Annotated in this window: 24 protein-coding genes; 22 read left to right on the forward strand and 2 right to left on the reverse strand. The window is 71.2% G+C overall.

Features of this window, described 5'->3' with window-relative positions:
• The first annotated feature begins 140 nt into the window (after positions 1-140).
• The 7 genes from ACXKZB_RS06995 to dapF all read left to right on the forward strand — a co-directional run bounded on the left by ACXKZB_RS06995 (position 141) and on the right by dapF (position 6,359).
• The gene (locus ACXKZB_RS06995; protein WP_027464765.1) at positions 141-449 is read left to right on the forward strand and encodes a helix-turn-helix domain-containing protein; all 309 of its coding nucleotides are present in this window, start codon (positions 141-143) and stop codon (positions 447-449) included.
• 111 nt (positions 450-560) lie between these two features.
• Complete coding sequence (locus ACXKZB_RS07000; RefSeq protein ID WP_123313534.1) at positions 561-785, forward strand: DUF3046 domain-containing protein; 225 nt, start codon at positions 561-563, stop codon at positions 783-785.
• A 284-nt stretch (positions 786-1,069) separates the two neighbouring features.
• Positions 1,070-2,131 (forward strand): recombinase RecA, encoded by a 1,062-nt coding sequence (gene recA / locus ACXKZB_RS07005; protein WP_123313535.1) that lies wholly within the window; start codon positions 1,070-1,072, stop codon positions 2,129-2,131.
• Positions 2,128-3,000, forward strand: coding sequence for a regulatory protein RecX (locus ACXKZB_RS07010; protein ID WP_488825351.1), 873 nt, complete (start codon positions 2,128-2,130; stop codon positions 2,998-3,000). The genes recA and ACXKZB_RS07010 overlap by 4 nt, the downstream gene beginning before the upstream one ends.
• A gap of 26 nt (positions 3,001-3,026) precedes the next feature.
• Entirely contained in the window at positions 3,027-4,520 is a 1,494-nt protein-coding gene (gene miaB, locus ACXKZB_RS07015) for a tRNA (N6-isopentenyl adenosine(37)-C2)-methylthiotransferase MiaB (protein WP_340196211.1), read from the forward strand.
• Complete coding sequence (miaA, locus tag ACXKZB_RS07020) at positions 4,507-5,472, forward strand: tRNA (adenosine(37)-N6)-dimethylallyltransferase MiaA (RefSeq protein ID WP_488825352.1); 966 nt, start codon at positions 4,507-4,509, stop codon at positions 5,470-5,472. The genes miaB and miaA overlap by 14 nt, the downstream gene beginning before the upstream one ends.
• Positions 5,469-6,359, forward strand: a complete 891-nt coding sequence (dapF, locus tag ACXKZB_RS07025) for a diaminopimelate epimerase (protein ID WP_111084599.1) — start codon at positions 5,469-5,471, stop codon at positions 6,357-6,359. Before miaA ends, dapF begins: the two co-directional genes overlap by 4 nt.
• Positions 6,360-6,380: 21 nt before the next feature.
• On the opposite strand, the gene ACXKZB_RS07030 is transcribed toward dapF, so the two are convergent.
• A complete protein-coding gene (locus ACXKZB_RS07030) occupies positions 6,381-6,992 on the reverse strand; it encodes a class I SAM-dependent methyltransferase (protein WP_488825354.1) in 612 nt (203 codons plus the stop codon).
• Between the two features lie 61 nt (positions 6,993-7,053).
• On the opposite strand from ACXKZB_RS07030, the gene hflX reads away from it, so the two are divergent.
• On the forward strand, positions 7,054-8,592 hold the full coding sequence (gene hflX / locus ACXKZB_RS07035; protein ID WP_488825355.1) for a GTPase HflX: 1,539 nt from the start codon (positions 7,054-7,056) through the stop codon (positions 8,590-8,592).
• A 190-nt stretch (positions 8,593-8,782) separates the two neighbouring features.
• On the opposite strand, the gene lexA is transcribed toward hflX, so the two are convergent.
• Positions 8,783-9,427: a transcriptional repressor LexA gene (gene lexA, locus ACXKZB_RS07040; RefSeq protein ID WP_123313540.1), complete on the reverse strand. Its 645-nt coding sequence runs from the start codon at positions 9,425-9,427 to the stop codon at positions 8,783-8,785.
• A 235-nt stretch (positions 9,428-9,662) separates the two neighbouring features.
• Here lexA and ACXKZB_RS07045 point away from each other — a divergent pair, with 235 nt between their 5' ends.
• The 14 genes from ACXKZB_RS07045 (at position 9,663) to ACXKZB_RS07110 (ending at position 23,031) form a co-directional block, all read left to right on the forward strand.
• Entirely contained in the window at positions 9,663-10,040 is a 378-nt protein-coding gene (locus tag ACXKZB_RS07045) for a LysM peptidoglycan-binding domain-containing protein (RefSeq protein ID WP_123313541.1), read from the forward strand.
• A 75-nt stretch (positions 10,041-10,115) separates the two neighbouring features.
• A complete protein-coding gene (locus tag ACXKZB_RS07050; RefSeq protein WP_488825358.1) occupies positions 10,116-11,222 on the forward strand; it encodes a histidinol-phosphate transaminase in 1,107 nt (368 codons plus the stop codon).
• Positions 11,219-11,821 (forward strand): imidazoleglycerol-phosphate dehydratase HisB, encoded by a 603-nt coding sequence (gene hisB, locus ACXKZB_RS07055; protein WP_340196216.1) that lies wholly within the window; start codon positions 11,219-11,221, stop codon positions 11,819-11,821. The genes ACXKZB_RS07050 and hisB overlap by 4 nt, the downstream gene beginning before the upstream one ends.
• Positions 11,818-12,453, forward strand: a complete 636-nt coding sequence (gene hisH / locus ACXKZB_RS07060) for an imidazole glycerol phosphate synthase subunit HisH (RefSeq protein ID WP_488825360.1) — start codon at positions 11,818-11,820, stop codon at positions 12,451-12,453. Before hisB ends, hisH begins: the two co-directional genes overlap by 4 nt.
• 97 nt (positions 12,454-12,550) lie before the next feature.
• On the forward strand, positions 12,551-13,297 hold the full coding sequence (gene priA / locus ACXKZB_RS07065; RefSeq protein ID WP_488825361.1) for a bifunctional 1-(5-phosphoribosyl)-5-((5-phosphoribosylamino)methylideneamino)imidazole-4-carboxamide isomerase/phosphoribosylanthranilate isomerase PriA: 747 nt from the start codon (positions 12,551-12,553) through the stop codon (positions 13,295-13,297).
• 4 nt (positions 13,298-13,301) lie between these two features.
• Positions 13,302-14,117, forward strand: a complete 816-nt coding sequence (locus ACXKZB_RS07070; RefSeq protein ID WP_488825363.1) for an SseB family protein — start codon at positions 13,302-13,304, stop codon at positions 14,115-14,117.
• Positions 14,118-14,172: 55 nt separating this feature from the next.
• Positions 14,173-15,048 (forward strand): ParA family protein, encoded by an 876-nt coding sequence (locus ACXKZB_RS07075; protein ID WP_111084609.1) that lies wholly within the window; start codon positions 14,173-14,175, stop codon positions 15,046-15,048.
• Positions 15,032-15,835 (forward strand): segregation and condensation protein A, encoded by an 804-nt coding sequence (locus tag ACXKZB_RS07080; RefSeq protein ID WP_123313547.1) that lies wholly within the window; start codon positions 15,032-15,034, stop codon positions 15,833-15,835. The genes ACXKZB_RS07075 and ACXKZB_RS07080 overlap by 17 nt, the downstream gene beginning before the upstream one ends.
• A complete protein-coding gene (gene scpB / locus ACXKZB_RS07085) occupies positions 15,825-16,526 on the forward strand; it encodes an SMC-Scp complex subunit ScpB (protein WP_488825365.1) in 702 nt (233 codons plus the stop codon). Before ACXKZB_RS07080 ends, scpB begins: the two co-directional genes overlap by 11 nt.
• Before the next feature lie 1,291 nt (positions 16,527-17,817).
• Positions 17,818-18,609, forward strand: a complete 792-nt coding sequence (locus ACXKZB_RS07090) for a pseudouridine synthase (protein ID WP_228510267.1) — start codon at positions 17,818-17,820, stop codon at positions 18,607-18,609.
• 26 nt (positions 18,610-18,635) lie between these two features.
• Positions 18,636-19,748 carry a prephenate dehydrogenase gene (locus ACXKZB_RS07095; protein ID WP_488825366.1) on the forward strand — a complete coding sequence of 371 codons (1,113 nt, stop codon included), beginning with the start codon at positions 18,636-18,638 and terminating at the stop codon, positions 19,746-19,748.
• A gap of 194 nt (positions 19,749-19,942) precedes the next feature.
• Positions 19,943-20,638, forward strand: a complete 696-nt coding sequence (cmk, locus tag ACXKZB_RS07100; RefSeq protein WP_173169681.1) for a (d)CMP kinase — start codon at positions 19,943-19,945, stop codon at positions 20,636-20,638.
• A gap of 108 nt (positions 20,639-20,746) precedes the next feature.
• Positions 20,747-22,267, forward strand: coding sequence for a ribosome biogenesis GTPase Der (gene der / locus ACXKZB_RS07105; RefSeq protein WP_027464783.1), 1,521 nt, complete (start codon positions 20,747-20,749; stop codon positions 22,265-22,267).
• A 128-nt stretch (positions 22,268-22,395) separates the two neighbouring features.
• Positions 22,396-23,031 (forward strand): hypothetical protein, encoded by a 636-nt coding sequence (locus ACXKZB_RS07110; protein ID WP_488825367.1) that lies wholly within the window; start codon positions 22,396-22,398, stop codon positions 23,029-23,031.
• Positions 23,032-23,042: the final 11 nt, after the last annotated feature.

Here is a 23,042-nt window from a genome sequence, read left to right on the forward strand (position 1 = left end):
GGGTTACATCTCACGCAATCTCCAGCAGGACGGCAGCCAGCCTGGTTAGCATGCTTCAACCGGCAACGCTAAAGTTGCTGAACCCGAACTCGATCCTCCGGATCGGGCGGGCGCGGAGACGACAGAGAGGAGGAGTTCTCATGGTTCTCGTTCGTCAGGAAATCGGCGATGTGCTTCGGGACTTCCGCTTGCAGAAGGGCCGGACCCTCCGTCAGGTCGCGTCCAAGGCCAGTGTGGCACTCGGGTACCTCAGTGAGGTCGAGCGTGGTCAGAAAGAGGCCAGCTCGGAGATCCTCGCGTCCGTCGCGGATGCGCTGGACACCCCCATCTCCACGATCATGCGCGAGGTGGGCGACCGCCTCGCGATCGTCGAGGGACTCACTCCCGTCCCCGACACGCTCCCGGACGACCTCGTCGCAGAGTTCGACAACGACCTCGCGGTGCGCTGAGCGCCTCGCACTGAACGCCCCCGCCGGAACCTCCCGGCGGGGGCGTTCTGCGTCCGGGGGTACCGCGCGTGCGGGGAGGCCCTGCGTTCGCGGACGCTCTAGGCTTGGTGGATGCGGGTGAGTGAGTTCTGGCGTGCCGTCGACCAGGTGTTCGGCGAGGCCTACGGATCCGTGGTCACCCGTGACGTCGTGCTCGAGGACCTCGGTGGCCGCTCGGCCGTGGACGCGCTGGACGCCGGCATCGACGCCCGCCGGGTGTGGGATGCGCTGTGCGATTCGCAGGACGTCCCGCTGGACCGGCGGCACGGCAAGGGGCTGGCCGAGCCGCAGAACTGAGGCGCGTGCTCCTCCGATCGCGCCAGCTCCGTCGCCCGAAACTCTGTTCGGCGTGTTGCTCGAACGGGTGTTCGATCGGTGGTACGTTCCTCCACAGCGGCGTCGCCCGGGTGTTCCATCCACAGATCGCGTGACCGTCGGCAGTGATGTCGGTGGCCAGCCATAGGTTGATGGACATCGGGAACAGCCCGAAGCCTTGTCGCAGAACCATCGGCCTTGCACCACCGGCCGGCGTGGACGCGACAGCCTACAGGCGGCCGAACACGAGCACGAAGGAGCACCCCATGCCATCACCGGCAGACCGCGAAAAGGCCCTCGAGACCGCACTCGCACAGATCGACAGGCAGTTCGGCAAGGGTGCGATCATGCGCCTCGGTTCGGACGAACGGGCCCCCGTCAACGTCATCCAGACCGGGTCGGTGGCGCTCGACGTCGCGCTCGGCATCGGCGGGCTGCCCCGCGGCCGCATCGTCGAGATCTACGGTCCGGAGTCGTCGGGCAAGACGACCCTCACGATCCACGCCATCGCCAACGCCCAGCGCGCCGGTGGCATCGCAGCCTTCATCGACGCCGAGCACGCGCTCGACCCGGAGTACGCGAAGAAGCTCGGTGTCGACATCGACGCCCTGCTCGTGTCGCAGCCGGACACCGCCGAGCAGGCGCTCGAGATCGCGGACATGCTCGTCCGCTCCGGCTCGATCGACCTCATCGTCATCGACTCCGTCGCCGCACTCGTGCCGCGCGCCGAGATCGAGGGCGAGATGGGCGACTCCCACGTCGGTCTGCAGGCCCGCCTCATGTCACAGGCCCTGCGCAAGCTCGCCGGTGGGCTGAACCAGACGCAGACCACGATGATCTTCATCAACCAGCTGCGCGAGAAGATCGGTGTGTTCTTCGGTTCCCCGGAGACCACCTCTGGCGGTAAGGCGCTGAAGTTCTACGCGTCCGTCCGCCTCGACATCCGTCGCATCGAGACGCTGAAGAGCGGGACCGACGCCGTCGGTAACCGCACACGCGTCAAGGTCGTCAAGAACAAGATGGCGCCGCCCTTCAAGCAGGCAGAGTTCGACATCCTGTACGGCGTCGGCATCTCGCGCGAAGGCTCGCTGCTCGACTTCGGTGTCGACCACGGCATCGTCAAGAAGTCGGGTGCCTGGTACACCTACGACGGTGACCAGCTCGGGCAGGGCAAGGAGAACTCGCGTTCCTTCCTGATCCAGAACCCGGACACAGCTGCTGAGATCGAGGGCAAGATCCTCGCCAAGCTCGGCGTCGGCGGTGCCAAGGCCGAGGACGCCCCGGTCGAGTCGATCGCACCGAAGCTCGCGGAGCGCAAGGGCGCGTGAGCACCGACCACGACGACGACGGCCTCGCACCGGTCACCGACCTGTTCGGTGCGAGGTCCCGTCGTCGGGCCCCGGCACCTGCGGAGCCCACCCCTCCTCCCACGCCCGAGCGGCCGCTGTCCGACATCCCGGATCCCGTACTCGAGGACGACGCGGACACCCCCGTCCCACTGCCGATCCGCGGGCCGCGTGCGCAGGCGGACTGGGTCTCGCCGGTCATCGGTGACGGCTCCGGCCGGAGCGCTCGGGCCGAGCAGGACGGCTACGCCGACGACGGCGCGGACGCCACCACGGCATCGGTCTTCTCGATCGCCGGTGGCGGGGAACTCGACCCCGCGGATGCTCCTCGTCCGCTCGACGAACAGCGCGCCGACGCCGAGCGGCTCAGCATGCGCGCGCTCGGGCGCAAGGGCGTGAGCGAGTCCGAGATGCGGACGCTCCTCACGCAGCAGGACCTCGACCCCGACGTGGTCGAGCACGAGATCGAACGCCTGACCGGCGTCGGGCTGCTCGACGACGTCGCCCTCGCCACCGACCTGGTGGACCGCCTGCACGCCCGCAAGGGTCTCGGGCGGCAGGGCGTCGTGACCGAGCTCCGGCGACGCGGCATCGACCAGATCGCGATCGACACCGCGCTCGACGAAGCCGCCGACGACGAGGACGACGAGTTCATCCGCGCCCAGGAGCTCGCCGACAAGCGTGCGCCGCAGATGCGCGGGCTCGACCGAGCGACCGCCGAGCGTCGGTTGTCCGGCTTCCTGATGCGCAAGGGCTACGGCTCGGGCGTGGTGCGCATCGCCGTCCAGCGCGCCCTCGACGGCGGCGGACGTCGGCCTCCGACGGGCCGCGGGACCGTGCGCTTCGAGTAGTCGCTCCGACCTACACTGGGACGACCATGGCCACCGTCGCAGCGCGCCAGCGCACCTACGAAGTCCGCACCTACGGGTGCCAGATGAACGTCCACGACTCCGAGCGACTGAGCGGGTCGCTGCAGGCGGCGGGCTACACGGCGGCGGACGGCGAGCAGGCCGACGTCGTCGTGATCAACACCTGTGCGGTGCGCGAGAACGCCGACAACCGCCTGTACGGCAACCTCGGGCAGCTCGCCGGCATCAAGCGCGACCACCCGGGCATGCAGATCGCCGTCGGTGGGTGCCTGGCGCAGAAGGACAAGAACGTCATCCTCGAGAAGGCGCCGTGGGTCGACGTCGTCTTCGGGACGCACAACATGGGGTCACTGCCGACGCTGCTCGAGCGTGCACGGCACAACGACGAAGCACAGATCGAGATCCTCGAGGCGCTCGACGTGTTCCCGTCGACGCTGCCCACCAAGCGTGACTCGACCCACAGCGGGTGGGTGTCGATCTCGGTCGGCTGCAACAACACCTGCACGTTCTGCATCGTCCCGTCGCTCCGCGGCAAGGAGAAGGACCGCCGCCCCGGAGACGTCCTCGCCGAGATCCAGGCGCTCGTGGACGACGGTGCGATCGAGGTCACCCTGCTCGGACAGAACGTGAACTCGTACGGAGTCGAGTTCGGCGATCGCCAGGCCTTCGGCAAGCTGCTGCGCGCGGCCGGCACCATCGACGGCCTCGAGCGCATCCGCTTCACGAGCCCGCACCCGGCGGCCTTCACCGACGACGTCATCGACGCCATGGCCGAGACCCCGAACGTGATGCCGCAGCTGCACATGCCGTTGCAGTCCGGCTCGGATCGGGTGCTCAAGGCGATGCGCCGCAGCTACCGGAGCGAGCGGTTCCTCGGCATCCTCGACCGGGTGCGCGCGAAGATCCCGAACGCTGCCATCTCCACCGACATCATCGTCGGGTTCCCCGGCGAGACCGAAGCGGACTTCGCGGACACGCTCCGCGTCGTGGAGCAGGCACGGTTCGCCAGCGCCTTCACCTTCCAGTACTCGATCCGCCCCGGCACCCCCGCGGCGACGATGGACGACCAACTGCCGAAGCAGGTCGTGCAGGAGCGGTACGAGCGGCTCGTCGCCCTGCAGGAACGCATCACCGCCGAGGAGAACGCGGCGCAGGTCGGCCGGAGCGTCGAGGTGCTGGTCGCGACGGGCGAAGGGCGGAAGGACGACGCCACTCGCCGATTGTCCGGACGCGCCGAGGACTCGAGGCTCGTGCACTTCGCCGTGCCGGAGGGCTCCGCGGTCCCGCGTCCCGGTGACGTCGTCACCGTCCAGATCACCCGGGCTGCTCCGCACTTCCTCATCGCCGACGACGATGCTCCGCTGCGCATCCGACGCACCCGGGCGGGTGACGCCTGGGACCGTGCCGAGGCCGAGAGCTGCGGTGTGCCGACGCCGGCGGCGCCCGGCGACGGCCCACGCCCGGTGTCGCTCGGGCTGCCCACGCTCCGTGTCGGGCGCTGACCTGCCGGCCGCCACTGCCGGTGGCGCTGCCGCTGCGGAGCTGATCGCGGTCATCGGTGCGACGGGGACGGGCAAGTCCGACCTCGGTATCGCCATCGCCGAACGCCTCCGCGCCGCCGGCCGGAACGCCGAGATCGTCAACGCCGACGCCATGCAGCTGTACCGCGGCATGGACATCGGCACCGCGAAGCTGTCGCTCGACGAACGGCACGGCATCCCGCACCACCAACTCGACGTCCTCGACGTCACCGACGAGGCGAGCGTCGCCGCTTACCAGGTCGCTGCCCGAGCCGAGGTCGACCGGATCCGGGCCGACGGTGGCGTCGCCGTGCTCGTCGGCGGCAGCGGGCTCTACGTGTCGTCGGTGCTGTTCGACCTGGCGTTCCCCGGCACCGACCCCGAACTCCGCGCGCGGCTCGAACGCGAGCACGACGAGCTCGGTCCGGGCATCCTGCTCGAACGGCTGCGCGGCATGGACCCGGCAGCCGCAGCGGCGATCGACGCACGCAATCCACGGCGGTTGATCCGCGCACTCGAGATCGCGAGCCGATCCGAGGTCGTGACCCCGAGCCTCCCGTCCGCGCCCCGCGCGTGGCGACCGTCCCGGATCCTGCACCTGCGACGGGACCGCGAGCAACTCGTCGCGGCGCTGCACGCGCGCGCGGCGGGCATGTTCGCCGCCGGGCTCGTCGACGAGGTCGCAGCGCTGCGCGAGCAGGGCATCGAGCAGGGCAGGACCGCGCGGGCCGCGATCGGGTACTCGCAGGCGCTCGACGTGCTGCGGGGGAGCTCCACGGTCGAGGCCGCGGTCGGGGCGACCGGCATCGCGACGCGCAAGTACGCGCGGCGGCAGGTGTCCTGGTTCCGCCGCTACGCCGACGCCGAGACCCTCGACGTCACCGGAGCGGACCGCGGGGACCTGTCGGAACTGGCCCGTAGGATCGTCCCGTGACCGAGCTGCACTTCACCAAGGGCCAGGGGACCGGCAACGACTTCGTCCTGTTCGCCGACCCCGACGCCACCGTCGACCTGACCCCCGAGCGGATCCGCGCCATCGCGGACCGACGCTTCGGCGTGGGCGGCGACGGCGTGATCCGTGCGGTGCGGTCCGAGGCGATCCCCGAGGGGCGCGCCCTGGTGGCCGTCGAACCCGCCGCGACCTGGTTCATGGACTACCACAACGCCGACGGCACGGTCGCCGAGATGTGCGGCAACGGGATCCGGGTGTTCGCGCGCTACCTGACCGAGTCCGGCCTGGTCGAGCTGGCGCCCGGCGAGACGCTGACCGTCGGCAGCCGCAAGGGCCTCGTCGACATCCAGCGCACCACGAACGGCTTCGCTGCCGACCTCGGCCGGTGGGGGCTCGGCATCGAGGACGGCGGCTCCGACGACGTCATGGTGCGCGCCAAGAACCTCGACGGTGCTCGTCCCGGGATCGGTATCGACGTGGGCAACCCGCACGTCGTCGTCGCCGTCGCGACCGAGGACGAACTCGCCGACCTCGACCTGACCTTCCTGCCGGTGCTCGACCCGGCGCCCGAACACGGCGCCAACGTCGAGTTCGTGCTGCCCGGCGACCCACTCATCAACGACGGCGTCGGCGAGATCACGATGCGGGTGCACGAGCGGGGCAGCGGCGAGACGCTGTCGTGCGGGACCGGTGCGGTGGCAGCGGCCCTGGCGACGCGGTACTGGGTGGGCTCCGGCGCGCCGGACACCTGGCGCGTACGGGTGCCGGGCGGGGTCGTGACGGTTCGGATGTTCGCGGCGGAGGACGGCGAGCACGTGTCGTTGTCCGGGCCGGCCGAGCTCGTGTTCTCCGGGGACCTGACGGTCTGACGCCGGCGCTCGGTGCCGTCCCTACGCCGTCCGGCGCACGCGGATGACGCGGAACCCCTTGTCCGTGGACGCCCGGGCGACGTGGAACCCGGTGCCGAGCGCGCCGACGAGCCACTTCTGCAACGAGTCGCCCCCGAGGTCCTTCGACACCACCAACCAGGCATCGCCCTCGACCTCGAGCCGGGGCAGCCAGGTCAGCAGGATCTCGTGCAGCTCGTCCTTGCCGACGCGGATGGGCGGGTTCGACCAGATCGTCCGGAACCGCAGGTCGGCCGGCACGTCATCGGGCAGGGCGATCGTGACGTTGGTGGTTCCGGCCGCCTCGGCGTTCGAGCGCGCCAGCCCGAGCACGCGCTCGTTGACGTCGACGCCCCACACTTGGGCGTCGGGGGAGTGCAGCGCCATCGTGATCGCGATCGGCCCCCAGCCGCAGCCGACGTCGAGCAGGGCGCCGTCGTGCGCGGGCGGCGGGACGGCACCGAGCAGCACGCGTGTGCCGCGGTCGAGGCCGTCCGGGCTGAAGACCCCTGCCGCGGTGGTCAGCGTGAGCGGCCGACCGGCGAGGGTGACGTCGATCTGGCGTTCGCGGGTGTCCGATGACGGGTTCGCGGAGAAGTAGTGGTCGTTCGCCATGGATGAACCGTAGCGGGAACCCGGTGTGTCCGAGGGCCGCCGGAGGTACCCTGTGGACAGGATGACGGATACCCATCAGCAGAACGACCAGACCAACGACGACAGCGCAGACGGTGTCGTCGAACGGGTGTTGCGCAACGCCGACCGCCGCGCAGCATCGTCCATCTTCGCCCCCGCCCAGGCGATCCAGACCCGATCGGTCGACGACCCGAGTTGGGACGGCGACGGCGACCAGTACGACCGCGAAGACCGGGCCGCCCTGCGCCGTGTCGCGGGCCTGTCCACCGAGCTCGAGGACGTCACCGAGGTCGAGTACCGCCAGCTGCGGCTCGAACAGGTCGTCCTGATCGGCGTGTACCCGCACGGCGATGCGCAAGAGGCCGAGAACTCGCTGCGCGAGCTGTCCGCCCTGGCCGAGACCGCGGGCGCTGTCGTCCTCGACGGACTCCTGCAGCGCCGGCCGAACCCCGACCCGGCGACCTACCTCGGCAAGGGCAAGGCCGAAGAGCTCGCGATGGTCGTCAAGGCCACCGGCGCCGACACGGTGATCGCGGACACCGAACTCGCCCCGTCGCAGCGTCGTGCGCTCGAGGACGTCGTGAAGGTCAAGGTCATCGACCGCACGGCCGTGATCCTCGACATCTTCAGCCAGCACGCGAAGACCCGGGAGGGCAAGGCCCAGGTCGAGCTCGCGCAGCTCCAGTACCTGCTGCCACGACTGCGCGGCTGGGGCGACTCGATGTCCCGCCAGGCCGGTGGCCAGGTCTCCGGCGGGGCCGGCATGGGGTCCCGTGGCCCCGGTGAGACGAAGATCGAGCTCGACCGTCGTCGCATCCACACCCGCATGTCGAAGCTCCGCCGCCAGATCGCCGGGTTCCGGCCCGCGCGCGAGGCGAAGCGCGCCGACCGACACCGCAACGAGGTGCCGAGCGTCGCGATCGCCGGCTACACCAACGCGGGGAAGTCCTCGTTGCTGAACCGTCTGACGAGCGCCGGTGTGCTGGTGCAGAACCAGCTGTTCGCGACGCTCGACGCCACGGTCCGCCGGACCGAGAGCACCAAGGGCCGTGAGTTCACCTTCGTGGACACGGTGGGCTTCGTCCGGAACCTGCCGCACCAGCTGGTCGAGGCGTTCCGCTCCACCCTCGAGGAGGTCGGCGAGGCCGACGTCATCGTGCACGTGGTGGACGGCTCGCACCCCGACCCCGCGGCGCAGCTCGCCACCGTGCGCGAGGTCATCGGCGACGTGGGTGCGCACGACATTCCCGAGATCGTCGTGTTCAACAAGGCCGACCTGATCGACGACGCCCAGCGTCTGGTGCTCATCGGCCTGGCGTCGGACGCGGTCTTCGTGTCGGCGCGCACGGGCGAGGGCACCGACGAGCTGCTCCGCGTCATCGAGGACCGCCTGCCGGAGCCCGACGTCGAGCTCACGGTCGTCGTGCCGTACGACCGCGGCGACCTCGTGTCGACGCTGCACGACACCGGTGCGGTGGAGTCCGTCGACTACGTCGAGGACGGCACGCGCCTGCGCGTGCGCGTCTTCCAGCGCCAGGTCGCGGAACTCGATCCGTACGTGGTCGCCCCCGTCACGTCCTGACGGCCGGCCACGACTGACGGCCGGGAGGCCCGCCCCGCGTCCGCCGCGCGGGTCCGGTCCGGCCGCGGTTCCGTTCAACGCCGCACGACGCAAATCGGCTCGAACCACGAGATCTCGTGGTTCGAGCCGATCTTGGTTGTGCGCGGGTGTGGACCCTGCGCGGATCAGTTCGGCCGGCGCCCGGCGCGGGTCAGAGGGAGCGGAGGACCGCGACGACCTTGCCGAGCACCGATGCCGCGTCGCCGAGGATCGGTTCGAACGCGGTGTTGCGGGGGAGCAGCCACGTGTGACCGTCGCGCTGGCGGAAGACCTTGACGGTCGCCTCTTCGTCGAGCATCGCGGCGACGATGTCCCCGTTCTCGGCGGTCTGCTGCGAGCGGACGACCACCCAGTCGCCGTCGCAGATCGCGGCGTCGATCATCGACTCGCCGACGACCTTGAGCATGAAGAGGTCGCCCGAACCGACGAGCTGACGGGGGAGCGGGACGATCTCGTCGACGTGCTGCTCGGCGGTGATCGGCACACCGGCGGCGATCCGGCCGACCAGGGGGACGAGCGTGGTGGCGTCGACGTCGGGTCCGGTGACGTCGGGCGTCGGCTCGTCGACCAGGACCTCGAGCGCGCGAGGGCGGTTCGGGTCACGGCGGATCCAGCCGCCGAGCTCGAGCTGGCCGAGCTGGTGGGACACGCTCGACAACGAGGACAACCCGGCCGCATCGCCGATCTCGCGCATGCTCGGCGGGTACCCCCGCGAGGCGATGGACGCACGGATGGCGTCGAGGATCGTCTGCTGCTTCGCGGTCAGCGGCTTCTGGCCCCGCAGTTCGTCCACCACGTCGTCTCGCTTTCGTCGGTGCTGAGCGGCCGTGGCGGGAATGTCGGTGGTCCCCGCTTGACTTGTCCCAGTCGATCGAAACAGTATCCGACCGGTCAACCCCGGACAAACACCTGTTCGAGCGTGTCGTAAGAAACCCCCGCAGAAATCCTCTCCCAGGACTTGTGCGACGTCCGATTCGAAACTATGTTCGGTACACGACTTCGGTTCACCCGAACGGGAAGGCAAGAACGACATGAGCACCATCGCCATCGCTGACATCCAGCGCACCGCGGCCCCCGCCGCGCGCGTCCGCCTGCGCCTGACGCGCCGCGGGCGCATCGTCTTCACGACGCTCGCAGCACTCCCTCTCCTCATCGTCGTCGCCTTCTTCGTCCTGAACGGCGGGCAGGCGTCCGCCGGTGATGCCGCCGCCGGTGGAGCCCGGACGCACTTCGACACCGTCACCATCCAGCCGGGCGAGACGCTCTGGCAGCTGGCCGAGGACACCGCGCCGAACGCCGACCCGCGCGACTTCGTGCAGGACGTCATCAGCCTCAACGCCCTCGACGGCTCGGGGCTGCAGGCCGGCGAGCAGATCGCCATCCCGACGAAGTACACCTCCGGCCAGTAATCGCCGCCAGTCATGGTGGGCAGCCCCGTCCAGACGGCTGGTCACGGGTCGCGCTCAGCGGCCTACGATGGATCGGTGGCATTCACGCTCGAAGACCTCCCGATCCGAGACGACCTCCGCGGTCAGAGCCCGTACGGCGCTCCGCAGAAGCACGTCCGCGTCCAGCTGAACGTCAACGAGAACACGCATCCGGTGCCGGACGACGTGGCTGACGACATCGTCGCCTCGATCCGACAGGCGCTGGCAACGGTCAACCGCTACCCCGACCGCGAGTTCACCGAGCTCCGCGAGTCACTGGCTCGCTACCTCGGGCACGGCCTGTCGGCAGAACAGTTGTGGGCAGCGAACGGGTCGAACGAGGTCCTCCAGCAGCTGCTGCAGGCGTTCGGCGGCCCGGGCCGAACGGTCCTCGGGTTCCCGCCCACGTACTCGATGCACTCCATCCTGGCGTCCGGCACCGGCACGACCTGGATCCCGGCGGAGCGCGACGACGAGTACCGCATCTCGCCGGAGACCGTGGTGGCGGCGATCGAGCAGCACCGGCCGGACATCGTGTTCCTGTGCGGGCCGAACAACCCCACGGGCACGCCGCTGCCGATCGAGACGATCGAGGCCGCGTACGCCGCGACCGACGGCATCGTGATGGTGGACGAGGCCTACGCCGAGTTCATGCCGTCCGACGTCCCGAGCGCGCTCACGCTGCTGCCCGGTCGTGAGCGTCTCGTCGTCTCGCGCACCATGAGCAAGGCGTTCGCCTTCGCCGGCGCCCGTGTCGGGTACATGGCAGCGCACCCCGCCGTGATCGACGCCCTCCGGCTCGTCCGGCTGCCGTACCACCTCTCCGTCCTGACGCAGGCTGCGGCCGTCGCGGCGCTGCGCCACGCGCCCGAGATGCTCGCGATGGTCGACGACATCAAGCAGCAGCGCGACCGGATGGTGACGGAGCTGCAGGCCATGGGCTACCGGACGTACGAGACGTGGTCGAACTTCGTCCTGTTCGGTGGGGTCGCCGACCCGCACGCCGCGTTCGAGTCCCTGCTCGAGCGGGACGTCATCGTGCGCGACCTCGGCATCCCGCACCACCTGCGGGTGAGTGCCGGTACGGAAGAGGAGACCACCGCGTTCCTCGACGCGATGCGCCAGGTCGCCGCCGAGCAGCCGCCGGTTAGGGTTGGGGCATGACCGCCCGCACCGCCTCGATCAGCCGCAGTACGAGCGAATCGAGCGTCGAACTCGAGCTCGACCTCGACGGCACCGGCTCGTCCGACATCTCGACGAGCGTGCCGTTCTTCGACCACATGCTGACGGCGTTCAGCAAGCACTCGCTCATCGACCTGCGCGTGCGTTCGACGGGTGACACCGACATCGACGTGCACCACACGGTCGAGGACACCGGCATCGTGCTCGGCCAGGCCCTCAAGCAGGCGCTCGGCGACCGCTCCGGCATCGGCCGGTACGGCGACGCCCTCGTGCCCCTCGACGAAGCGCTCGCCCAGGCGGTCGTGGACGTCTCCGGGCGTCCCTTCCTCGTGCACTCCGGCGAGCCGGCCGGGTTCGAGTTCCACCGGATCGGCGGGCACTTCACCGGGTCGATGATCCGCCACGTGTTCGAGGCGATCACGTTCAACGCCGGCATCACCGTGCACGTCCGCGTGCTCGGGGGTCGTGACCCGCACCACATCGCCGAAGCCGAGTTCAAGGCGTTCGCGCGTGCGATGCGCAAGGCGGTCGAGCTCGACCCGCGGGTCGACGGCATCCCCTCCACGAAGGGCGCACTGTGACCGCGAAGCCGAACGTCGTCGTCCTCGACTACGGGTCGGGGAACGTCCACTCCGCCGCGAAGGCGCTCGAGCAGGCCGGTGCCGACGTCACGCTGACCTCGGACAAGCAGGCGGCGCTCCGAGCCGACGGGCTGCTCGTGCCCGGGGTCGGGGCGTTCGCCGCGGTCATCGACCAGCTCGAAGGCGTCCAGGGCGGCGAGATCGTCGACCACCGTCTGGCCGGCGGCCGTCCCGTCCTCGGCATCTGCGTCGGCATGCAGGTGCTGTTCTCGCGGGGCATCGAGCGTGGTGCCGACGTCGAGGGGCTCGGGCAGTGGCCCGGCACCGTCGAGCAGCTCGAGGCCGAGGTCCTGCCGCACATGGGCTGGAACACCGTCCAGGCGCCGGAGGACTCCGTGCTGTTCGACGGGCTGCACGACGAGCGGTTCTACTTCGTGCACTCGTACGGGGTGACCGACTTCCCGCTCGACGCCTACGGGCCGTTCCGTGCCCCCGGCCTGACCTGGGCCGAGCACGGGCAGCGGTTCATCGCCGCGGTCGAGAACGGGCCGCTCACGGCGACCCAGTTCCACCCCGAGAAGTCCGGCGAGCCGGGCATCCGCCTGCTGACCAACTGGGTGCGCTCGCTCTGAACCCGGCCCGCGACGGCCGCGACGGCGCCGCCGGACGCGCCACGGGCCTCCAGTCCGAACACCGCACCTCCTCCACCGCGACGAAACCGACAGGACCATGACCGACCTCACCGACACCTCGCCCCTCGTCCTGCTGCCGGCCGTCGACGTCGTCGACGGCCAGGCGGTCCGGCTGACCCAGGGCGAGGCGGGCAGCGAGACCGGCTACGGCGACCCCGTCGCCGCCGCACGCACCTGGCGCGACCAGGGCGCGGAGTGGATCCACCTGGTGGACCTCGACGCGGCCTTCGGGCGGGGCGACAACCGCAAGGTCATCGCGCACGCGATCCGCGAGGTCGAGGGCGTGTCCGTCGAACTGTCGGGCGGCATCCGCGACGACGCCTCGCTCGAGGCGGCCCTCGCGACCGGTGCCGCGCGCGTCAACCTCGGCACGGCGGCCCTCGAGAACCCGAACTGGGCCGCTCGGGTGATCGGCGAGTACGGCGAGCAGATCGCCGTCGGGCTCGACGTCCGGGGCACGACCCTCGCCAGCCGCGGCTGGACCGAGGACGCCGGCGACCTGTGGGAGGTCCTGGACCGCCTCGAGGCCGCGGGGTGCGCTCGCTACGTCGTCACCGACGTGACGAAGGACGGCACGCTGCAGGGCCCGAACGTCGAGCTGCTGCGCCAGGTGTGCGACCGGACCGACCAGCCCGTGGTCGCCTCGGGTGGGATCTCGACACTCGACGACCTGCGGGCACTCCGCGAGCTCGTGCCGTTCGGGCTCGAGGGCGCGATCATCGGCAAGGCGCTGTACTCCGGGGCGTTCACGCTGCCGGCCGCGCTCGACATCGCCTCGGAGTAGCGGCGTGGCGGGGATCTCCAACGGGCGCGGGACCGGGCCCGACGCCGACGACGCGCACACCCCGGGTGGCGCGGCGGACTCGGCCGGCTTCGCGTGGGAGGGCCGCACGTTCGACCACCACGACACCGCCTTCGCCGACGACGACGGTCTGGCCGACCCTGCCGTGACCGCAGCGATCACGGGCCTGGCCGCCGGTGCCTCGCAGGCGGCGGTCATCGAGGCGCTGCGCACCGCCCGGCTGCTCATCCCGCTCATCGCCGAGGCGGGTGACCTCGGCGAGACCGACGCCGGCAAGGTCGTGGACAAGACCCAGGAACTCTCCATCGTGACCGTCGCCGGGCCGGACGGGCGGAGCGTGATGCCCGCCTTCACCTCGGTCGACGCGATGCACGTGTGGGACGCCGATGCCCGGCCCGTGCCCGTCGAATCCCGCCGGGTGGCGATGGCCGCGGCGAGCGAGGAGACCCAGCTCGTCGTGCTCGACCCGAAGTCCGCCACCGAGTTCGTGCTGCGCCGTCCCGCTGTCTGGGCGCTCGGCCAGGACCTGCCGTGGACACCGTGCTTCGAGGACCCCGAGGTCGCCCAGGCGTTCGCGGACTCGGTCGTGGGGGAGCGCAGCGTCGCCCGCGTCGAACTCACCCCCGGGGATCCGGTCGGACGTTTCGCCGGACCGGAGCTGACCGTCGGGCTGGCGCTGCACCCGGGGCTCGACCGCGAGCAGGTCGGCGACCTCGTCGGCCGGCTGCAGCAGCGGTGGTCGACGGACCCGGTCATCGCCGAACGCGTCGACAGCATGCGCGTGGCCCTCCGCGCAGCCTGAGCCGCGCGCGGCGGTGCGGCCTCGGCCCGGGCGGCGTCGCCGGTACGATGGCCGGGTGAGCACGAACCCGACGACCAACCCCACCGGCGCGACCTCCATCGGTCCGACGGGTCGTCCTGTCCGGGAGTTCCCCGTGCCCGAGGAACTCGACAGCACCGGCCCCGCGCGCATCATCGCCCTCTGCAACCAGAAGGGCGGCGTCGGCAAGACGACGACGGCGATCAACCTCGGTGCAGCGTTGGCGGAGTACGGCCGCAAGGTCCTGGCCGTCGACTTCGACCCGCAGGGTGCGCTCTCGGCGGGTCTCGGTGTCCGCACGCACGACATCCACACCGTCTACGACCTGCTCATGGGCGCCGTGAAGGACCCGATCCAGGTCATCCAGCCGACGAACACCCCGGGGCTCGACGTGATCCCCGCGAACATCGACCTGTCCGCGGCCGAGGTGCACCTGGTCAACGAGGTCGCCCGCGAGCAGATCCTGGCGAGCGTGCTGCGCAAGGTCGCGAACGACTACGACGTGATCCTGGTCGACTGCCAGCCGTCGCTCGGCCTGCTCACCGTCAACGCCCTGACCGCGGCGCACGGCGTGCTCATCCCGCTCGAGTGCGAGTTCTTCGCCCTGCGCGGTGTCGCCCTGCTCATCGAGACGATCGACAAGGTGCGCGACCGTCTCAACCCGGCACTGACGCTCGACGGCATCCTGCCGACCATGTACGACTCCCGCACCCTGCACTCGCGCGAGGTCATGGAGCGCGTCGTCGACACGTTCGACGACCGGGTCCTCGACACCGTCATCGGGCGCACCGTGAAGTTCCCCGACGCCACGGTCTCCGCGCGGCCGATCACCCAGACGGCGCCCGACCACGCCGCCGCCCACGCCTACCGGCAGCTCGCACGAGAGCTCGTCCAGCGTGGCGCCGTCGCCTGAGCCGGGGTTCCGGGTCCGACTCGCCAACTTCGACGGCCCGTTCGACCTCCTGCTGTCGCTCATCACGAAGCACGAGCTCGACATCACCGAGGTCTCGCTCGGCGCCGTCACGGGGGAGTTCATCCAGTACGTGCGCCAGGCCGAGTCGGCGGACGAGCTCGACGAGGCCAGCGAGTTCCTGGTCGTCGCCGCGACCCTGCTCGACCTGAAGATCGTCGGGCTGCTGCCGCAGGGTGAGCTCGTCGACGCCGAGGACGTCGCCCTGCTCGAGGCCCGCGACCTGCTGTTCGCGCGGCTGCTGCAGTACCGGGCGTTCAAGCAGGCCGCCGACTGGTTCGGCGAACGCTGGGGCGTGGAGTCGCGTCGGCACGTCCGCAGCGTCCGGCTCGAGGAGCGGTTCCGCGCGCGCACGCCCGAGCTCGTGTGGACGCTGTCGGTGCAGGACTTCGCGGCGCTTGCGGCGCTGGCGTTCGCCCCGCGGGAGATCCCGACGGTCGGTCTCGACCACCTGCACGCGCCGCTCATCAGCATCCGCGAGCAGGCCGCGATCGTCGTCTCGATCCTGCGGACACGCGACGGCGAGGGCGTCTCGTTCCGCGAGCTGGTCGCGGGCGTCGACCAGACGGGTATCGTGGTGGCTCGCTTCCTCGCGATCCTGGAGCTGTACCGGAACGCATCGATCTCGTTCGAACAACTCGAGCCGCTCGGGGAACTCACGCTCCGGTGGACCGCCGAGGACTGGTCCGACGAGAGCCTCGCCAACCTGGGAGCCGACTATGACGGATGACGCACACGACGCGTCCAGCGCCGAACCCGGCGGCGCCGACGAGATGGCCGATGCCCGCGCGATCGAGCACGCGATCCACGAGCGCGCCGAGCACGACCGCGCCCCGCAGGCGCACCCGGCGATCCCGCTCGACCGCCAGCTCGAGGCGATCCTGATGATCGCCGACGAGCCCCAGTCGCTCGTCGCACTCGGCGCCGCCGTGGACGCCCCGGTGCCCGCCGTCCGCCAGGCGATCAAGCGCCTCGTCGCGGACTTCGACGGTGTCGACGGCACGATCCGACGCGGGTTCGAACTCCGCGAGGTCGGCGGCGGCTGGCGTTTCTACGTCCGCCAGGACCTGGACGCCGTCGTCGAGCAGTTCGTCGAGGCCGAGCGCCCCTCGCGTCTGTCGCAGGCCGCGCTCGAGACCCTGGCGGTCGTCGCCTACAAGCAACCGATCACGCGATCCCAGATCGCGGCGATCCGTGCCGTCAACGTCGACGGCGTCGTCCGAACGCTGGTCGCGCGCGGTCTCATCGAGGAGTCGTTCACCGACTCCGAGACCGGCGCCATCAACTACGTCACGTCCGATCTGCTCCTGCAGCAGCTCGGCATCAACTCGCTCGACGAGCTGCCGCTCATCTCGCCCCTCCTGGACGACGGTGCGGACGGCTTCGAGCAGAACGAAGGGATCCCCGATGGCCGGGTTTGACGACCGGGGGCGCGGCGCGCCCCGAGACCGAGACGACCGCAACGGACGCTCAGGAGGCCCGGACCGCCCCGGGCGTTCGGCTCCCGGCCGCGGCGGGGCCGGCTCCAGTGCCGGTGGCCGCTCCGGCGGGTACGGGCGCGACGACCGCGGGGGCGCACGTCCGCCGCGTGACGACGACCGTCGTGGCGGGTACCCGTCGCGCGACGACCGCGGTGGCGACCGTGGTGGGTACCGGGGCAGCTCGGCTCCGCGTGATGACCGTGGTGGGTACCGGGGTCGCGACGACCGCGGTTCGGCTCCGCGCGACGACCGTGGTGGGTACCGTGGCCGCGACGACCGCAGTTCGGCACCGCGCGATGACCGTGGTGGGTACCGCGGGCGCGATGACCGCAGCGCCCCGCCCCGTGATGACCGTGGCGGATACCGGGGCAACTCGGCTCCGCGTGACGACCGTGGCGGGTACCGGGGTCGCGATGACCGCGGTTCGGCTCCGCGTGATGACCGTGGTGGGTACCGCGGGCGCGACGACCGCAGCGCCCCGCCCCGTGATGACCGTGGCGGATACCGGGGCAACTCGGCTCCGCGTGATGACCGTGGTGGGTACCGCGGGCGCGACGACCGCAGCGCCCCGCCCCGTGATGACCGTGGTGGATACCGGGGCAACTCGGCTCCGCGTGATGACCGTGGTGGGTACCGGGGTCGCGATGACCGCAGTTCGGCGCCGCGTGATGACCGTGGTGGGTACCGGGGTCGTGATGACCGCAGTTCGGCGCCGCGTGATGACCGTGGTGGGTACCGGGGTCGTGATGACCGCAGTTCGGCGCCGCGTGATGACCGTGGCGGCTACCGCGGCCGCGACGACCGCAGCTCGGCACCTCGCGACGATCGTGGCGGCTACCGGGGTCGTGACGACCGCAATGCCGCTCCCCGTGACAACCGCGACGACCGTGGCGGCTACCGCGGCCGCGACGACCGCAGCTCGGCACCTCGCGACAACCGCGACGACCGCCGCTCGGCCCCGCGTGACAACCGCGACGACCGCCGCGGCCCCGACGGCCAGCAGAGCCGCGTGTGGCACAACGGCCGTCGCTACGTCGGCGGTACCACGAGTGTTCGCAACAGCGACCGCAGCAGCAACGGCCGCACCACGCCGAAGCCGAGCGGTGAGCGCGACAGCAACGGCATCCCGGTGGAGGGCACGCCCGAACGGCCGATCATCGAGGACTGGGACGCGGCGGACGGGACGGCGACTGCCGGGGCCGAGCCGGGCCTCCAGGCAGAGGGGGAGCGCCTGCAGAAGGTGATCGCCGCTGCGGGCGTGGCATCTCGCCGCGTCGCGGAGAACCTGATCGTCGAGGGCCGCGTGACGGTCAACGGCCAGGTCGTGGACGCTCTCGGGCGTCGTGTCGACCCCGCGACCGACGCGATCTCGGTCGACGGCGTGCCGGTGCAGATCGATTCCTCGCGGCGGTACATCGTGCTGAACAAGCCGACCGGTGTCGTCTCGAGCCTGCAGGACGAGCGTGGTCGCCGCGACCTGACCGAGTTCGTGGACCGCTACGAGGAGCGCCTGTTCAACGTCGGCCGCCTGGACACCGAGACCTCCGGGCTGCTCGTCCTGACGAACGACGGCGACCTGGCGCACGTGCTGGCGCACCCGTCGTTCGGGGTGCAGAAGACGTACATCGCGAAGGTGCACGGCAACGTGAACCCCGCCGTGGTGCAGCGTCTGACCGAGGGCGTCGAGCTCGAGGACGGTCCCATCAAGGCCGACAAGGTGCGGTTGCTCGAGTCCTCGCGGGGTGAGTCGCTCGTCGAGATCACGCTGCACTCCGGCCGCAACCGGATCGTCCGACGCATGCTCGAGGCCGTGGACCACCCGGTCCTCGAACTCGTCCGCCGGTCGTTCGGGCCGCTGCACCTCGGCAGCCTGCCGCCGGGCAAGATGCGCGAGCTCGGCACGGTCGAGGTCGGCAAGCTGCTCGGAACGGTCCGTGACGCCAAGCCCTCCGCTCGTGACGACCGCGACGTCGCCCTCGACCAGGGCGAGGACGACGAGTGGGACGACGAGACGGCGGACTGACCGTGCTCGGTCGGTAGGCTTGCCCGGTGACCGACGTGACCCCGACCGACATCGACCGCCGTCTGCGCGGCCCGGTCCGGGTCGTCGGTGCCGGGCTGCTGGGCGCCTCGATCGGTCTTGCCCTGCGTGAGAAGGGCGTGGACGTGGTCCTCGACGACGTGTCGCCGGCCGCGCTGGCGCTCGCCGTGGACTACGGCGCCGGGCGTCGACCGGCAGCCGGCGACCAGCCGGAGCTCGTCGTCGTCGCGGTGCCGCCGGACGTCGTCGCGACCGTGGTGGCGCGTGAGCTCGCCGCCCACCCGAGCGCCGTGGTGACCGACGTCGCCAGCGTGAAGTCCGGTCCGTTGGCCGCCCTGGTTGCCGCCGGTGCCGACGTCACCCGCTACATCGGCTCGCACCCGATGGCCGGACGCGAGCGCAGCGGTCCGACCGCCGCCCGCGCCGACCTGTTCGTCGGACGCCCGTGGGTGATCGCCGGGCACGACGGCATCACGTACCAGCGTGCCGCGGTGGTCGAGGACCTCGCGCTCGACGTCGGCGCCACCGTCGTCCCGATGGACCCCGAGTCGCACGACCTCGCCGTGGCCTACGTCTCGCACGCGCCGCAGCTCGTGTCGACGCTCATGGCCTCACGTCTGCGGGACGCCCCGGACGGTTCGCTCGGCCTGGCCGGCGGCGGCGTCCGCGACGTCACGCGCATCGCCGCGAGCGACCCCGGACTCTGGGTGCAGATCATCGGGGCGAACGCCGGGCACATCCGGCCGGTGCTCACCGACCTGCGCGACGACCTCTCGCGCGTGATCGACGCCCTCGGCGACCCGGACGGCGCCGGCTCGCCGCGCACCATCGCCGAGACGATCGCCGCCGGCAACCGCGGGGTCGAACGGCTGCCGGGCAAGCACGGCACCACCAAGCGCTTCGCCCAGGTGGTCGTCCTCGTCGACGACACCCCCGGGCAGATCGCCGCGCTCCTGACGTTCATCGGGGAGATCGGCATCAACCTCGAGGACATGCGCCTCGAGCACTCACCGGGCGCGCAGATCGGCATCGTCGAGGTGTCGGTCCTGCCCGAGCAGGAACAGCGACTCGTCGAGGAACTCGAGGGGCGCGGATGGAGGATCGCAGCAGCATGGGCCTGAACGACGACACGAACGCAGCGACGAACGAATCCGGTGTGACCGGCGGCCCGGACGGGCCCGACACCGGTCTGCCGACCCCGGGCCAGGGTGGTGCCGGCGGTCCGCTCAGCGGCAGCGGCGACGGCGGCGCACTCGGCGGTCCGGCCGGCGGCCTCGGCGAACCCGGCGGCGAGCCCGGTTCGACCAGTGCCCCGGTGCCGGCCGGTCTCACCGACGGCGCCTACGTCGCGAAGATCGTCATCGCGGTCGACGGCCCCGCGGGCAGCGGCAAGTCGAGCGTGTCCCGCGCGGCCGCCCGTGCCCTCGGCTACGGCTACCAGGACACCGGCGCCGCCTACCGTGCGCTCGCCTGGCACGCCCTGCAGCAGCGGGTGGACCTCGACGACGCGGCGGCGATCCTGGCGAGCTGGGACACCTTCGACTACGCGATCGGCACCGACCCGGACGACTACTACGTGCGCGTGGGGGAGACCGACGTCACCGACGCGATCCGCACCCCGGACGTGACGGGTGCGGTCGCCCACATCGCGAAGCTCCCGGACGTCCGGCACCGCCTCGTGCAGCTGTTCCGGAACGTGATGCGGAAGACCGACGCACCGGGCATCATCACCGAGGGGCGGGACATCACCACGGTGGTCGCACCCGACGCCGAGGTCCGGATCCTGCTGACGGCCGACGAGTCGGTTAGAATGGCCCGGCGCTCGGCGGAGGTCACGACCCAGTCGGCCGCAGAGACCTCCGCCGCACTCGCTCGCCGAGACGCGGCGGACGCGAAGGTCGTCGACTTCATGAACGCCGCGGACGGCGTCACGACGCTCGACTCCACCGACCTCGACTTCGACCAGACCGTGCAGGCGGTCGTCGACCTGGCCCGCGCGGCCACGCACTGACGCACGACCGGACGGCCTCGGCCGCCTGGTCACACCACGGCCGGAACTCCGGCCCGGCCGGGAACGGCCACCGACACCGCGGCTCCGGCCGCTCGCGAGGAACCCACCATGGCTCAGTTGGACAACCCGGACAACGACGACTTCCCCCAGTACGACGACGCCCTCGGCGAGCGGCTCGCCGGACTCGACGAGGCCGAGGCCGAGCAGCGCGCCACCGCGCTCCGCGCCGGGCTCGAGGAGTACGACCTCGAGGACGAGGACCTCGCCCTGCTCGAGGCCGGCCAGGTCGGCGAGGACGGCGTCCACTACCTGCCGGCCTACCCGGTGCTCGCGATCGTCGGCCGCCCGAACGTCGGCAAGTCCGCGCTCGTCAACCGCATCCTCGGTCGTCGCGAGGCCGTCGTGCAGGACGTCCCCGGCGTCACGCGTGACCGCGTCAGCTACAAGGCGGACTGGAACGACAAGCGCTTCACGCTCGTCGACACCGGTGGCTGGGAGCCCGGCGCCGAGGGCATCAACGCCTCGGTCGCCGCGCAGGCCGAGGTCGCGATCGACCTCGCCGACGCCGTCCTGTTCGTCGTCGACGTCACGGTCGGCATCACCGCCACCGACGAGCACGTCGTCAAGATGCTCCGCGGCACCGACCGCCCCGTCATCGTCGTCGCGAACAAGGCCGACGACGAGCGCCGTGAACTCGACGCCTACGAGCTCTGGAACCTCGGGCTCGGCGAGCCGCACCCGGTGTCGGCCCTGCACGGCCGTGGCGTCGCGGACCTGCTCGACCTGATCATCAAGACGCTCCCCGACACCTCGGCCGTCGCCAAGCAGGAGGTCGGCGGTCCCCGCCGCGTCGCGATCCTCGGCCGCCCGAACGTCGGCAAGAGCTCGCTGCTCAACAAGGCCGCCGGTGAAGAGCGCGTCGTCGTGAACGACATCGCCGGCACCACCCGCGACCCGGTGGACGAGCAGATCGAGCTCGGCGGCAAGGTGTGGCGGTTCGTCGACACCGCCGGCATCCGGAAGCGCGTCCACATGCAGCAGGGCGCCGACTTCTACGCGTCGCTCCGCACCACCGCGGCACTCGAGAAGGCCGAGGTCGCCGTCGTCGTCCTCGACGTCACCGAGCCGGTGTCCGTGCAGGACCTCCGCATCATCGACCTGGTGCTCGAGTCCGGCCGTGCGCTCGTCCTGGCCTACAACAAGTGGGACCTGCTCGACGACGAACGTCGCCGCTACCTCGAGCGCGAGATCGAGCAGGACCTGGCGCACGTCGCCTGGGCCCCGCGCGTGAACATCTCCGCCCGCACCGGCCGTCACCTCGAGAAGCTCGTGCCGGCGCTCGAGACCGCCCTCGAGTCGTGGGACACCCGCATCCCCACCGGCAAGGTCAACGCCTTCATCGCCGAGCTCGTCCAGGAGCACCCCCACCCCGTGCGCGGCGGCAAGCAGCCCCGCATCCTGTTCGGGACCCAGGCGTCGAGCCAGCCGCCGACGTTCGTGCTGTTCACCTCGGCGTTCCTCGACCCGCAGTACCGACGGTTCATCACCCGTCGCCTCCGCGAGGTCTGGGGCTTCTCCGGCACCCCGATCAACGTCAACATGCGGGTGCGCGAGCGCCGGAAGCGCTGAGTCGCAGCCGCACCACACACAACGCGTCTCGTCTGCACGGGGCGCGTTGTGCGTTCGTCGCACTGTCCGGCGCGTTCGGCCGGGAGGCCCGGATCGCGTCCGCAGCGTCGGTGCGGCACCATGGGAGCGTGCGCATCGGGCGGTGGGGAACGGACCGACGTCGGCTCGCCCTGGTGGGAGCCCTCGTCGCCGTGGTCGTCGTCGGCTCGGTGTCGCTCTGGACGGTCTCGCACGGCCCAGCCGAGGAAGGCCTCGTCACCCGTTCCGATCGAGCCGTCCCCGAACCAGCGCAGTCCCCCTCGGAAGGGCTGCGGCCGTCGAACGGCCTGGGCGCACCCCTGCCGGAGGAGTCCCCGGCCGTGCAACCGGTCGACGCGTCGCCGATCGAGCCGTGGTGGCGCCGTGTCCCGCCGGTCTCCGGGGACATCGTCGGCATCGACGGCGCCGCTGCCTCGGGCCACGTCCACATCGCGGGGAACACGAGTGACGCCACCCTCGCGGTCGAGATCGCGCACCTGAAGACGGGGACGACGGGGCCGGTCGACGTCGTGTTGTCCGGTGGGACCGTGACGGGCGGGGAGGACCCGACGTGGACGCCGGCGGGGGAGTCCTTCGACGTCTTCCAGGCCGCCGGTCTCGAAGAGGGGCTGACGGTCGTGCTCGGCGAACCGTGGACGTTGCCCGACGAGGTCCGTTCCCTCGTCCTGCTCGACGCGGCGACCGGCACGGTGTTGGGTGGCGCGGCGCTCGTGCCGAGCGACTGAGCGGTCGGCGC

This window comes from Curtobacterium sp. ABR8, from assembly GCF_057812125.1.